Here is a 12,587-nt window from a genome sequence, read left to right as displayed (position 1 = left end):
CCATGCGGCGCGATGACCTGGTTCGCTGGCTGGATGCGTATCTGAAAATAGGCGAGTTCAAAGACCCCTCCCTCAATGGCCTGCAGGTCGAGGGTAAGGCCGAGGTTCGCACCGTGGGGGCCGCGGTAGACGCTGCCCAGGCCACCTTCGATAAGGCCGCCGAGGCCGGGGTGGATTTTCTGATTACCCACCACGGGCTCTTTTGGGGGCAGCCCTTTGCCCTTGTGGGCTACCAGAAAAGGCGACTGGAGCGGCTTTTCTCGGCGGGCATTAGCCTTTACACGGCCCACCTCCCGCTCGACGCCCATCCCGAAGTGGGCAACAACGCCGTCCTGGCCCGCGAGCTGGGGCTACAGGCCCTGGAGCCATTTCCCCACCCGAAGTACGGCAACATCGGCTGGGTGGGACACTTTGCCGAGCCACAGCCCCTGGCCCTGGTGGAAGAGCGCATCGGCGAACTGACCGGCATGCAGCCCCTGGTGGTTCGGGCTGGGCTGGACGAGGTGCGCCGGGTGGGCATCGTCTCGGGTGGCGGGGCGGGCGATGTGGGGTTGGCCAAAGCCCTGGGCTGCGACCTCTACATCACCGGAGAACCCTCGCACGCCCACTACCACGAGCCCTTCGAGCTGGGTATCAACGTGATTTATGCGGGCCACTACGACAGCGAGACCTTCGGGGTAAAGGCCCTGGCGGCCCGGCTGGAGGAGGAGTTTGGCCTTTCGTGGGTTTTCCTCGAGCATCCGACCGGCCTATGAAAGGCTTGTTTATCACCTTTGAAGGCCCGGAGGGGGCGGGTAAGTCCACCCAGGCCCGGCTGCTGGCGGAGTGGCTGAGGGAAAAGGGCCACGAGGTGGTGCTCACCCGTGAGCCAGGTGGCACCCGGCTGGGACAGGACATCCGTGAGCTGCTGCTCCACCAGGAGCACATGTGCTACGAGGCCGAGTACCTGCTCTACTCTGCCGACCGTGCCGAGCACATGCAGACCCTCATTCGACCCGCTCTGGAGAGGGGTAGGGTGGTGCTGTGCGACCGCTGGCTGGACTCCTCGCTGGCCTACCAGGGCTATGGGCGCGGCCTGGACTTGGGCTGGCTGCGGGCGGTGGCCTCGGGCGCGACCCAGGGCATAAAGCCCCACAAGACCTTTTTGTTCGACTTGCCCCCCGAGGTGGGTTTGCGACGGTTCGAAGGACGTGACCGCCTCGAGCGCGAACCTTTGGAGTTTCACCGGCGGGTGCGACGGGGCTACCTCGAGCTGGCCCGGGCCGAACCCCAGCGCTTTGTGGTGCTGGACGCCACCCAGCCTCTCGAGGCCCTGTTCGAAGAGCTAAAGGGCCATCTACAAAACCTGCTGGCCGGGGCGGGACCAGATAATCCTTGACCCCGGTCTCATTCATCTTTATGGGCTTGCGGTAAGGTAAAAGACGTGGCTCGAGCGTTCTTCACCCTCCTGGCCCTGCTGGGGATGGCCCAGGCCCAGCCCCAGATTCCGGTCTGGGGTTTCCGCATTGTCAACACCTACCCCCACGACCCCCAGGCCTTTACCCAGGGGCTCATCTACCACCAGGGTTTTTTGTACGAGGGCACCGGCCTTTATGGCCAGTCCAGCCTGCGCAAAGTTGAACTCAAGAGCGGGCGGGTGCTGCAAAGCCGGGTGTTGCCGCAGAAGTATTTTGGCGAGGGCATTACCCTGTTTCAAAACCGCCTGTACCAGCTTACCTGGCAAAACCAGGAAGGTTTTATCTACGACCTGAACTTTAACCCCGTAGGGCGTTTTACCTACCAGACCGAGGGCTGGGGCCTCACCCACGACGGGCAGCGCCTGATTATGTCGGATGGCTCGGCCCAGCTTTTTTTCCTGAATCCGCGTACCCTGCGGCCCGAGCGCACCCTCACGGTGCGGGCAGGGGGGCAGCCGGTAACCCGCCTCAACGAGCTCGAGTACATCCAGGGCCGCATCTGGGCCAACGTCTGGATGACCAACCGCATCGCCATCATTAACCCGCAGAGCGGTAGCGTGGAAGCCTGGCTCGACCTGACCGGGCTTTCCCTGCTGGCCCAGGCCCGCAACCCCCACCCCGACGCGGTGCTCAATGGCATTGCCTATGACAGCCAGAACCAGCGTATTTTTGTAACTGGCAAACTATGGCCCTTTTTGTTCGAGATTGAAGTGGTGTCGAACCCATGAGCCGCTTGGGGCGTGTGCGAGGCTACGGCCTGGGGCTTTTGGCCCTGGCGGTGGCGCTATCCACAACGGGCTACTTTTTGGCCGGTCAAATCCTGAACCGCCCGCCAAAGGGCATGCCGCTCACACCCAAAGCAGTGGCGCGCATCACCAGCCCTGGCGGAACCCTGGAGCTGCCGGTGTACAGGCTGATCAACCCCAGGGGGGTTGCCTTGCCTCGGCAAAGTCCGCAGACCGACCGGGGCATTCTGTATAGCTTTGTGCAGGCCCGCGATGGTGACTGGACGGGGCTGGGCCTTAGTACGCCAGTCTCGGTGGCTTTTCTGGATAGCCGGGGTAAAGTCCTGACCATCCTGGACATTGAGCCTTGCCCCGTGCCTTCCCAGGGCCGAGGCTGCCCTAGCTATGTGCCGGGGGTGGTTTACAGGCAGGTGCTCGAGGTAAAACAGGGCTGGTTTGCTCAGAACCGGATTGGGTCTGGCGCTATAGTACGCGTAAGGCCGCTCGAGGCTGTCCCCTAGCGCGCAGGCTGGGCTGGTTGGCTGAGGTTTTGCAGGCTGCGCAAGTCCAGCAGGAAGTTGCCGGTGGTGGGCACCATGATGGTGTTGATGTTGGGGGCCAGTTTTTCGGCCACCGTAAGCTGGATGACCTGTGGGCTTTGCCGCAGGGCTTCACCCCGCAGGCGGATGGCCTGGGCCTCGCCTTCGGCCCGCAAAATGGCGGCATCGCGCTCGCCCTTGGCCTGTACCACGACCCGCTGGGCAGCAATTTCGGCCTGCTGGCGGCGGTTAATCTCAACCTGTACCTGCTGTTCGGCGGTCTGCTTCTCCTCGATGACCTTGGCCACCGAAGGCGGGATATCAATTCGGCGCAACAGCACCGAGATGAGCTCGATATGCTGGGCGCCCAGGTCTTCCCGCAGCTCTTTGGTTACGGCGGCCTCGAGCTGGGTTCTTTGGGTGCTGATCAGCTCGGCGGCGTTGAACAGGCCCACTGCGTCGCGCACCTTGCTGCGGATCTGCGGCACGATCAGGGTATCCAGGTAGCCTGGCCCCAGGTTACGGTGAAGCTGCGGGGCCTCGTCGCGCTTGATGCGGTACTGCACCGTGATGTCTACCCCGATTTCCAGCCCTTCCTTACTCCGCGCATTGATGGCGTCCTCGCCGGGGCTGCTGGCACCGGCTGGGGCTGGCCCCTTAGCCAGGGTTACCTCCTTTAAGCGGGCGTCGTAGAGAATTACGCTTTGAATGCCGGGTATCACAATGCGAAAACCTTCACCCAGGGGAGAAGACTGCACCCCGCCAAACACGTTGAACACCACCCCCACGTGGCCCGCCGGAACCACCACAAAGCTTTGAGATATGGCTGCAATGGCCAGACCAGCGACCAGGAGCGGCACCCCCAGGGCGCGCCGACCACCCGGTTGAGCCAGCAAAACGATTCCCAGGATAGCTACTACAACGCCTATGAGTAAAAACATACACACCTCACCTCTTTCACCACACGCCATTCAGTATGGTGCATTGAACGCCTGTTATGAAAGAGGAAAGAAGCCACAAGCCTTCTGGAGCGCCTGTGGCTTTATGCTGGCTTTGGAGTTGTTTCAATCTGCTGCCGTGCTGCAAGCACCCGTGGCACAGCTCGAGCCGGCATTAGACGAGGAAGAAGCGGTCGAGGCCTTGGAATCCTTGACATACCAGCCCGAGCCCTTAAACACCACTGCCGGGGCAAAGATGAGGCGCTTGATGGGTGCGCCGGTTTCAGGGTGGTGGGTGTAGGCGGGGTCGTGAAAACCCTGCTCAAACTCGTATTGTTCGCCGGTCTCGAGGTTCTGGTAAACGTATCTGGGCATAGCTGACTCCTGTGGGACAAATTTGTCTCGAGGGGTCACCTCCCTCACCGGTAGGATTTTGACAGACAACACCTGCGACTGTCAACCAGCGTTTGGTTATGGCCCCAATAACTTTTCGTTGGCGGGCAGGCCCGCTTTTGGTGAAATACTGACTGCTATGAACAAGGCTGAACTCCGGCGCTGGGCAAAGGAAGTGCGCAAAAACCTTCCGTTTGGGGCGCTTTCGCAAGAGCTCAACCGGCACCTGGCGCGCTTTTTGCAGGAACATCGGGCCGGGCACATTTTGCTCTATAGTGCTTTTGGCTCCGAGCTCGACCCCGCCGGGCTACAAGGCCTTTACCCGGCCACCTACTATCTGCCCAGGGCGAGAGCCTACCAGCTGGAGGTACACCCCCTGCCCTGCAAGCTGGTCAAACACAAATACGGTTTCTGGGAGCCTGCCGCCGAGACACCCCGGGTGGAGCCCGACCTCCTGGATGCGGTGTTGGTGCCGGGGCTGGCCTTCGACCCGTGGGGCCACCGGCTGGGGTATGGGCAGGGCTTCTACGACCGCTTTTTAGCCAGGCTACCCCCCCGCACCCTGACGGTGGGTCTGGTGGCCGAGGCGCTGCTTGTGCCGGAGCTACCCCACGACCCCTGGGACCTGCCGGTGCAGTTTCTGGCGACCGAGCAGGGGGTTCGTCCGGTGGGCCCAGTAGCATCTCCGTGAAGCGGGTATTACGGAACGCTCAAGAACCAGGGGGCAGGGTTGGTGGGGATGCCGCGCACCCGGATTTCAAAATGCAGGTGCGGCCCGTTGGAAAGCCCGGTGTTGCCCGAGTAGCCCAGCAGGTCGCCGGCCCGCACGATCTGGCCTGGCTTCACCACAATGCGCGAAAGGTGCCAGTAGCCGCTGCAGACCCCCAGCCCGTGGTCGAGCGTAACCGCGCCCCCCCGCACAAAAAGCGTCTCGGCCAGGCCCACCACCCCGGGGGCCGGGGCATAGACCGGGGTGCCCTCGGGCACGCCGTAGTCGAGCCCCTCGTGGTAGGAGTAGGTGCGCCCCTGGTCGTAACTGCGGCGGGTGCCGAAGGGGTCGGTGATGCGGTTGGTCTGGATGGGCTTGCGGAAGGGGCCGCGCCACTGCTGGGGCCGGTTGAAGTCGCAGGAGCCCACCACCTGTAGGCGCTCGGCCCGCAGCCGCTCGGGTACCAATAGAGCCCGGCGGTCGGGGGGCAGTTGCAGCACAAAGCGCCCAAAGCTTCCGGCCACCACCCGAACCTCGAGCCGAACCACATCCTGGCCCACCCGCAGCAGGGCGGGGTAGACCCCAGGGGCTTGCAGGGCCGGTACGGGCAAGAGAACGCGGTTTTGCTGGATGGGGTAGGTGTTGTTCAGAAATCGCACCTCACCCTGCACCGGCTCGGGGGCTGTAATGCGGATCACCGCCAGGTAGCCCTGCACAGTCTGACGGGGCCACTCGAGGGCCTTGATGGGGGCCGGGGCCTGGGTGCGCCGGTTGAGGGCGGTGTTGGGCTGTCCGCTTACCCGCAGCACCTGCCCCACCCGCAGCTGGGTGGGGTCGCTGATGTGGTTGAGCACCTGCAAGGCTTCCACGGTGGTGTTGTACTGCCGGGCAATCCGGTAGAGCGTCTCGCCGGGCTGAACGATATGGGTGGCCTGGGCAAAAGCCAGGGAACATAGGGTTACGAAGGTGAAAATGCCGTAACGCATGGGGTCAGTCTAACGGTTGGGGGGTGAACTGGGGGTAAGCCACACCTCAGGCATTTTCCGCTTTTCCCCAGCAAACCCGAACCGATTCCACTTCAGAGAGAATAGTAGACTCCCAATCAAGAAGAAGACTGTTTCGGGCGTATTTTTTGCCGCTGGGAAAACCCCTCTTCGTGCAGCGGAAAAATAGCGAAGACCACGATAGGGCAGGTCAAAACCTCCAGGATTTACACTCAAGCTTTGTTGAGCAGTGATTTTAAGGAGGTCTTGATCAGTCGGGTCTGGGCAGCGATGCGAATCGGAGCGTTGACAGCGCCGTAGCCGTCATAGCCACGGCGTTCGACAATTTCTATGAAAAACAGATCGTCGAAGGTTTGGGTGTAGGCATGGAAAAACTCACCCTCGGGGCTTTGGTCGTAGAGGATATTGAGGGCCTGCAAGCGCTTGAGTAAAGCGGGTTCTAAACCATAGCGGGCCTCGAGGTCGTCGTAATAATTTTGCGGGATAGGCAGAAGGCGCAGCCCGTTTTGCTGGAGCTGCTCGAGGGTTGCGAAGATGTCCGAGGTAGAAAAAGCGATGTGCTGCACCCCACCCCCGTAATACTCGTTCAGGAAGCGCGAGGCCAGGGTGCCCCCTGCCTGGGAAGCGTTAAGCACCAGCCGCAGCGACTTGTCGGGGCTTTCGGCTACCTGGCTCTGAATCAGGCCGCCGGGGTCGGGAATCTCCAGCAGGTTGGAGGTTTGTAGACCTAAAATGGTGCGATAAAACAGCACCCAGGAGTGCACCTGAGCCGCCGGCATCACCTGGGCCAGGTGGTCAATGCGCTGCAAGCCACAAGCGGCCGGGGGTGCGTTTTCGGCCAGCTCGAAATCCACCGCCCAGAAATCCCGCAGGTTCTGGTGGGCCTCAACCAGGTACAACAGGCTTCCGTCCAGTCCGCGCAGGGCAGGGATCTGGTGCTCGCCGGGACCGGTGGGGCTGTAGAAGATAGGGGCTTTATAGGTTTGTGCCCGCTGCAAGACCTGGTCAAGCTCGTCGACCAGAACAGCCACCGCACAGACCGAGGTGCCGTGCACCTGGTTGTAGGCCTGGGCGAAGCTGCCAGGCTCGGCATTCAGGATCAGGTTGATCTGCCCCTGCTGCCACAGGCCGACCTCCTTGGAGCGATGCTGTCCGGTCTGCTGGAAGCCCAGGGCCTGGAAGAACCGACCCAGGGTAGGGGCCATTTCCTCGCTGACGGCAAACTCCACAAAGGCCACGCCGCCGGTCTGGATGGGCAGCTTGTTCAGGGGGTTTTCCTGCAGGTAAACCAGTGAGCGGTATCCGTCGAGGGCGGTTTCTTTGGGGGGGGTGGTGCGGAACTGGTCGTTGAAGACCTCGAGCGAAAGCCAGCCATCGTAACGGGTTTCGCCCAGTACCTGCATAAAGCGAGCCAGAGGCAACTGCCCCTGTCCGGGAAAGCTGCGAAAGTGTCGGCTCCAGGGCAGCACCCCCATCTCCAGCAAAGGGGCGTCGGCCACCTGTACCAGAAAGATTTTCTCTTTGGGAATTTTGGCGATGGCCGAGAGATCAAGGTTTCTGGCAAGGATGTGAAAGGTGTCTAGAATAATGCCCACTGCGGGGTGGTTGGCCCGGCGCACCACCTCCCAGGCGTCGCGGTAGTCGTGGATGTGTTTCGACCAGGCCAGGGCCTCGTAGCCCACCCGGAAGCCCCGCTGCTGGGCCCGCTGGCCCAGCTCATAGAGGTCTTCGGCGATGCGCTCGAGACTCCCCGAACTGTGGGGTGAGGTGCTCGAGCAGACAAAAAATAGATCGGCGCCCAGCTGCTCCATGACGTCCATCTTGCGTTCGGCCCGCAGCAGGGCCCGGCTGCGCTGGGGTTCGGGCAGGCCTTCGAAATCGCGGAAGGGTTGCAGGGTTACGATGGAGAGCCCCAGGTCCTGGGCCATCTGACGAACCTCCCTGGCCGTGCCTTCGAAGCTGAGCAGATCGTTTTCAAAGAGCTCAAAGCCCTCGAAGCCTGCTGCCGCGATGGCCTCGAGCTTCCCCTTCAGATCGCCGCTTAAGCATACGGTGGCAATCGATCTACGCATGGCTATCTCCCGTGTAGCAGCACTACCTTGGCTACTGGCAGCTGGCCTGCTAATAGCTCCTCGAAGCTGGCCTGAGCCATCGAGATGGGTCGCTGAATGGCTACGGCATCGGGCAGCTGGGCCAGCATCTCGGTGGCGCGGGCAAAGTCGGCATGGGTGAACACATACGAGCCCCGCAGGCCAACCTCCTGCAGTACGGTGCGCTGCAGCGGCAGGGAGGCCTCGAGGTCGGCCAGCCCCACCAGCACCACCATCCCGCCCGGCTGCACGGCATGGACTGCCTGGGCCAGGGTGGCCTGGGCCCCCACCGTCTCGATTACGCAGTCGTAGGTGGCGGTGGGTGCGGGCAGTACCTCCTCGATAAAGCCCAGCTCCTGTAGCCAGGCCCGACGCAAGGGGTTTAGCTCACTGACCGTAGCCTGGGCTCCAGCCCGGTATAAAAGCCAGGCCGCCAGGGTGCCAATGGCGCCGCCGCCCAGCACCAGAACCCGTCGGCCCAGCACCCCCCCGGCCAGCTCCACCGCGCGCAGGGCCACCGCCAGGGGCTCGGCCAGGGCCCCTTTCCATAAAGGAACCCCCCTGGGCAGGCGGTAAAGCTGGGCCTGGGGCACGCGAATCTGCTCGGCAAACCCACCCCGGTAGTGAAAGCCGATGTTGCTGCGGTTGTGGCAGAGGTTGCTCAGGCCGGCCCGGCAGGGGTCGCATTGGTTGCACGGCACCAGCGGGTTGACCGCCACGGGCTGTCCCAGCCACTCAGGGGGGCCCTCGAGCACCGTACCGGCAATCTCGTGTCCCAGTACCAGCGGGGGTTGCCAGCGCGCGCGCATGGCTGGGGCGCCCTTGTACACGCTCAGGTCGCTGCCACAGATGCCGCAGGCAGCCACCTCGATTAGAACCCCTGCGCCCTGGGGTACCTCGAGGGTGCGGTGTTCCAGCCGTCCGAAGTCTTCCAATACCACTGCATGCATCAGGCCACCTCGTCTAAACGCTGTTGTAAACGGCTTTGCCGCCAGCGCAGCCAGAGCATGCCGCCGATGAGCAGCAGGTTGCAGATAGCTAGCGCCACCGCCACCGGGCGGCTCAAGAAGGCGGTCAGATCCCACTGGGTTTTGATCAGGCTGACCATCAGGTACTGCTCGAGCAGCGGGCCCAGCACCATTCCCAAAATGAGCTGCCCTACCGGGAAGCCGCCGCGTTGCATCAGCAGACCCAGCAGACCCAGCCCCACCAACAAGTACAGGTCGAAGGGATTACGGTTGATGGCATAAGTGCCCACCAGGCACAGCCCCATCACCGCGCCCAGCAGCAGCCGCAAAGGAATCCGCAGCAGGGTACTGATCATGGCCGCCCCCAGATACCCCACCAGCGGCATCATCAGCAAGCTGGCCAGGATGAAGGCCAGGTATAGCTGTACCACCAGGCCTAGGTTCTTGGCGAACAGGTCGGGGCCGGGGGTGATCCCCATAGTCAGAAACAGCCCCAGAACAATGGCCGTCAGGGTGTCGCCGGGGATCCCCAGCGAAAGGGCCGGAATCCAGGTGCCCGCCACGGCAGCATTGTTGGAGGAGGCCCCGCTCAGGGTGACCTGCTCCTTGCTGCCCCCGCGCAGCCGGGTGAAGTTGCTGCTGATCCAGGCGGCCAGATCGGAGCCGGCTCCTGGTAGAAAGCCGATAAACGTGCCCAGCAAGCTCGAGCGCAACAGCAGCCGGCGTTCCTTCCAGACCAGCCGCCCGCCCGCGCCAAAATACTCCCCAAACACCGAGCGGTTCGGGTTGGGTTTGGGGGCTTCTCGAGGGGTTTTCTGGTAGCCGTAGATGTTGTTCAGCACCTCGGCCACACCAAAAAAAGCGATCAAGGCCACAATGAAGGAAAGCCCTCCCAGCAGGTTGGGGTTGCCAAAGTGGAAGCGGGGGGTGCCCAGGGCCGGGTCGTAGCCGATGGTCGCAATCAGCATGCCCACCCCAAAGGCGATCAGGCCCCTGGGCATGGAGGGAGAGGCGAAAACGCCGCTGATGATGCCCAGAAGCACCAGCCAGAAGTACTCGAAGGAGGAAAACTGCTTGGCAAACTGGGCCAACCCCAGCGAGCCGCCAATCAGGATTACCACCCCCACCAGGCTGCCCAGGGCCGAACTGAGGGCCGAGATGCCCAGCGCATAGCCGGGTGAGCGCTCCCGCCCGATCTGGTGGATTTCGTTGGTATAGGCTGCCGAGGCCGGGGTGCCGGGAATGCGCATGGCGGTTGCACCAATATCCCCGGCGAAGATGGCCGTGGCGGTGATGCCAATGATGGCTGAAAAAGCCACCGCAGGCTCTAGAAAAAGGGCAATGGGGATGAACAGGCTGATGGCTAGGGTGGCGGTAAGTCCTGGCAGCGAGCCAAACAGGGCTCCATACAAAGCCCCCAGCATCATGGCGATGAAGGACTCCGGGCTGAAAAAGCTCATAGGGGCACCTTGAGCATCTGCACAAAGACCAGATAAACGAAGCCCACCATGAAAAGCGCAGTGAGCAGGGCCTCGAGCCAGCGCGCACCCAGCAGCAAGCACGACAGCAGTACCAGTAGCCCAGCCGAGCCCAGCAGGCCTAGTTTTCCTAAAGCCCAGGGGGCCAGCAGTAAGGCCAGCAGAATGCCGCCGATGCGCAGCAGATTGGGCCAGGCCAGCAGTGCAAAGGAGGGCCCAAGCCCGGCCTGACGCAGGTTGCGGTACAGCAGGGTTAGGCTGGCTAGCACCAGAACCACCGCCAGCAGCTTGGGAAACAGCGCAGGCCCCAAGTAGCCCTCGGCGGTGCGCGGAAAGGCATTGCTCGGAAACCAGGCTGCAAGCCCCAGGGCCAGCGCAAGCAAACAAACAACCATCTCGAAGGGACGGGCAGGGTTCACCATCGCGTGTTCCTTTGCTGAGATAGGCTTCTTTCAGCCAACTGGGCAGACCGTGTGTCTGCCCAGTTCAGCCGTTTGTTGGTAAGGTTGCCGCTGGGAGACTACCTTAGCTCATCGGCCAGGTCGGCCATGGCCCGGGTACGTTCGGCCAGGAAAGCCTTGGTCTGGTCGAAATTAAGATGGTTGATGACCAGGTTGGCGTTGTTCATGAACCGGACAAACTCGGGATCCTGTACGGCTTTGGCAAATGCCGCGTCGAGCTGGCGGGCCACCGAGGGCAGGGTGTGTTTGGGGGCGGCGGCCATCAGGAACGAGGCGAACGTCCAGTCAACGCCCAGCTCCTTCAGGGTAGGCACCTCCGGGAACGCGGGGAAGCGGCGGTCGGTCATGAAGGCCAGGTAACGGGCTTCGCCCGCTTTCACCAGGGCACTGCCCTCCCCGATGGAGACGAAAGCCACATTGATTCCGCCCGAGATCAGCTCCTGCAGCGCAGCCGCGGCCCCCTGGGCGGGCACCCAGGGCAGCGCTGAATCCTTAAGGCCCAGCTTTTTCAAAAAGCCCAGCCGGGCATAGTCGTAGGAGCCCGCTCGAGCGGTTCCGGAGGCTTTGTACTTGCCGGGGTTGGCCCGGATGTCCGCGATAAACTCCTGGGCGGTTCGCCAGGGGGCATCCTTGCGCACCACGATGGCCACTGGGTTCAGCACCAGGAGCGCGATGGGGGTAAAGGCGCTGGCATCGATTTTGGTCTGATTGACCCAGGCTGGCAGCACCACCTCCAGAGTAATAATCCCGATGGTGTAGCCGTTGGGGTCGCCCTGGGCAATGGCCCCGTGCCCGATGGCACCCCCACCTCCGGTGCGGTTGACCACCTGTACCGGCTGGCCCAGGATGTTGCTCAACACCGGGGCCAGCGCACGCGCGGTCAGGTCGGTGCTGCCCCCCGGCGACCAGGGCACGATCATGGTGATGGGACGAATGGGGTACCGTTGCCCCAGCGCTACCAAGGTGACTGCCAGGACGGCCACAATAGCCAGCACGCCAAAGACCTTCTTCATGTAGACTCCTCCCTCCAAGCCTTCTCTACCATCGACGTATAGCAGTGTCTTTTGGAGACGGCGGATAATCTAACACAGATTGTAGAAAGATTCAACTGGCATCTCAGTTGAGTTTTAGTTGAGGGCTTGCTAGACTACCCCCATGATCCAGCCTGGCGATGTGGACGAGCTACCCTTGCGAGAGCAGGCGTACTTGCACATCAAACGCCTCATCCTCAACGAGGAGCTGCCGCCCAATAGCTTTCTATCGGAGCGAGGCCTGGCCCAGCAACTCGGTATGAGCAAGACCCCGGTTCGCCTGGCTATTGCCCGTTTGGAGAACGAAGGCTTCGTGCGGGTCTCGCCCCAACAGGGCATTGTGGTACTGGCCTTGAGCTTTGAGGAGGTGTTGGAGCACATCGACTTTCGCCTGGCGCTGGAGGGCTACGTGGTCAAGCGCCTGGCGGGCAGCCTGAGCCGCAGCCAGGCCAAAGTCCTGCATGAACACATCCGCCAGCAGCAGACCCTGGCTCAGAACCCCAAAACCATCTCGGAAACCCTGGTCTATGCCGACATGGCCTTTCACCGGCAACTGGCCAGCACACTGGGCAACCGCCAGATCACCCAGGCCCTCGAGCGCCAGCAGGACATGCTTTACCGGGTGGCCCACCGCGTTTATCAGAAACACCCGACCCGGCGCGAGCAGAGCATTGCGGAGCATCAGCGCCTGGTAGAGCTTCTAATCGAAGGGGCTAAAGCCGAGGCCCTGGAACTGATTGAGCTGCACATTACCCGGATTAAGTCCCTGCTGATCAGCGCCTCGGCGAGTTGAG

14 protein-coding genes are annotated in these 12,587 nt (G+C 62.4%); 6 read left to right on the top strand and 8 right to left on the bottom strand.

What is annotated here, in order from left to right:
- Positions 1–2 precede the first annotated feature (2 nt).
- The 4 genes from ABWU19_RS02005 to ABWU19_RS01990 are packed head-to-tail and all read left to right on the top strand — an operon-like array spanning position 3 to position 2,703.
- Positions 3–755, top strand: coding sequence for a Nif3-like dinuclear metal center hexameric protein (locus ABWU19_RS02005; RefSeq protein ID WP_435900098.1), 753 nt, complete (start codon positions 3–5; stop codon positions 753–755).
- Positions 752–1,378: a dTMP kinase gene (gene tmk / locus ABWU19_RS02000; protein ID WP_435900097.1), complete on the top strand. Its 627-nt coding sequence runs from the start codon at positions 752–754 to the stop codon at positions 1,376–1,378. Before ABWU19_RS02005 ends, tmk begins: the two co-directional genes overlap by 4 nt.
- Positions 1,379–1,423: 45 nt before the next feature.
- Positions 1,424–2,185, top strand: a complete 762-nt coding sequence (locus tag ABWU19_RS01995) for a glutaminyl-peptide cyclotransferase (RefSeq protein ID WP_435900096.1) — start codon at positions 1,424–1,426, stop codon at positions 2,183–2,185.
- Entirely contained in the window at positions 2,182–2,703 is a 522-nt protein-coding gene (locus ABWU19_RS01990; protein WP_435900095.1) for a DUF192 domain-containing protein, read from the top strand. The genes ABWU19_RS01995 and ABWU19_RS01990 overlap by 4 nt, the downstream gene beginning before the upstream one ends.
- Here the strand turns inward: ABWU19_RS01990 and ABWU19_RS01985 are convergent.
- Both ABWU19_RS01985 and ABWU19_RS01980 read right to left on the bottom strand, forming a co-directional pair.
- Positions 2,700–3,662, bottom strand: a complete 963-nt coding sequence (locus ABWU19_RS01985; RefSeq protein ID WP_435900094.1) for a prohibitin family protein — start codon at positions 3,660–3,662, stop codon at positions 2,700–2,702. The genes ABWU19_RS01990 and ABWU19_RS01985 overlap by 4 nt on opposite strands.
- Before the next feature lie 123 nt (positions 3,663–3,785).
- Entirely contained in the window at positions 3,786–4,034 is a 249-nt protein-coding gene (locus tag ABWU19_RS01980) for an FmdB family zinc ribbon protein (protein ID WP_435900093.1), read from the bottom strand.
- 157 nt (positions 4,035–4,191) lie between these two features.
- Between ABWU19_RS01980 and ABWU19_RS01975 the strand changes: the two genes are divergently transcribed.
- A complete protein-coding gene (locus ABWU19_RS01975; protein ID WP_435900092.1) occupies positions 4,192–4,743 on the top strand; it encodes a 5-formyltetrahydrofolate cyclo-ligase in 552 nt (183 codons plus the stop codon).
- An 8-nt stretch (positions 4,744–4,751) separates the two neighbouring features.
- On the opposite strand, the gene ABWU19_RS01970 is transcribed toward ABWU19_RS01975, so the two are convergent.
- From ABWU19_RS01970 to ABWU19_RS01945, 6 genes are all read right to left on the bottom strand, one after another.
- Positions 4,752–5,747 (bottom strand): LysM peptidoglycan-binding domain-containing M23 family metallopeptidase, encoded by a 996-nt coding sequence (locus tag ABWU19_RS01970; RefSeq protein WP_435900091.1) that lies wholly within the window; start codon positions 5,745–5,747, stop codon positions 4,752–4,754.
- Between the two features lie 230 nt (positions 5,748–5,977).
- Complete coding sequence (locus ABWU19_RS01965; RefSeq protein ID WP_435900090.1) at positions 5,978–7,837, bottom strand: bifunctional sugar phosphate isomerase/epimerase/4-hydroxyphenylpyruvate dioxygenase family protein; 1,860 nt, start codon at positions 7,835–7,837, stop codon at positions 5,978–5,980.
- Between the two features lie 2 nt (positions 7,838–7,839).
- Complete coding sequence (locus ABWU19_RS01960; RefSeq protein ID WP_435900089.1) at positions 7,840–8,805, bottom strand: zinc-dependent alcohol dehydrogenase; 966 nt, start codon at positions 8,803–8,805, stop codon at positions 7,840–7,842.
- On the bottom strand, positions 8,805–10,283 hold the full coding sequence (locus tag ABWU19_RS01955; protein ID WP_435900088.1) for a tripartite tricarboxylate transporter permease: 1,479 nt from the start codon (positions 10,281–10,283) through the stop codon (positions 8,805–8,807). The genes ABWU19_RS01960 and ABWU19_RS01955 overlap by 1 nt, the downstream gene beginning before the upstream one ends.
- Positions 10,280–10,723 carry a tripartite tricarboxylate transporter TctB family protein gene (locus tag ABWU19_RS01950; RefSeq protein WP_435900087.1) on the bottom strand — a complete coding sequence of 148 codons (444 nt, stop codon included), beginning with the start codon at positions 10,721–10,723 and terminating at the stop codon, positions 10,280–10,282. Before ABWU19_RS01950 ends, ABWU19_RS01955 begins: the two co-directional genes overlap by 4 nt.
- Positions 10,724–10,821: 98 nt before the next feature.
- Positions 10,822–11,775, bottom strand: coding sequence for a tripartite tricarboxylate transporter substrate binding protein (locus ABWU19_RS01945; protein ID WP_435900086.1), 954 nt, complete (start codon positions 11,773–11,775; stop codon positions 10,822–10,824).
- A gap of 142 nt (positions 11,776–11,917) precedes the next feature.
- Here ABWU19_RS01945 and ABWU19_RS01940 point away from each other — a divergent pair, with 142 nt between their 5' ends.
- Positions 11,918–12,586, top strand: coding sequence for a GntR family transcriptional regulator (locus tag ABWU19_RS01940; RefSeq protein ID WP_435900085.1), 669 nt, complete (start codon positions 11,918–11,920; stop codon positions 12,584–12,586).
- Position 12,587: the final 1 nt, after the last annotated feature.

This window comes from Meiothermus cerbereus, from assembly GCF_051297115.1.
GTDB classification, from domain to species: Bacteria; Deinococcota; Deinococci; order Deinococcales; family Thermaceae; genus Meiothermus; species Meiothermus cerbereus_A.
The sequence above is the reverse complement of the archived record's forward strand: the minus strand, read 5'-3'. Positions and strand labels throughout refer to the sequence as shown.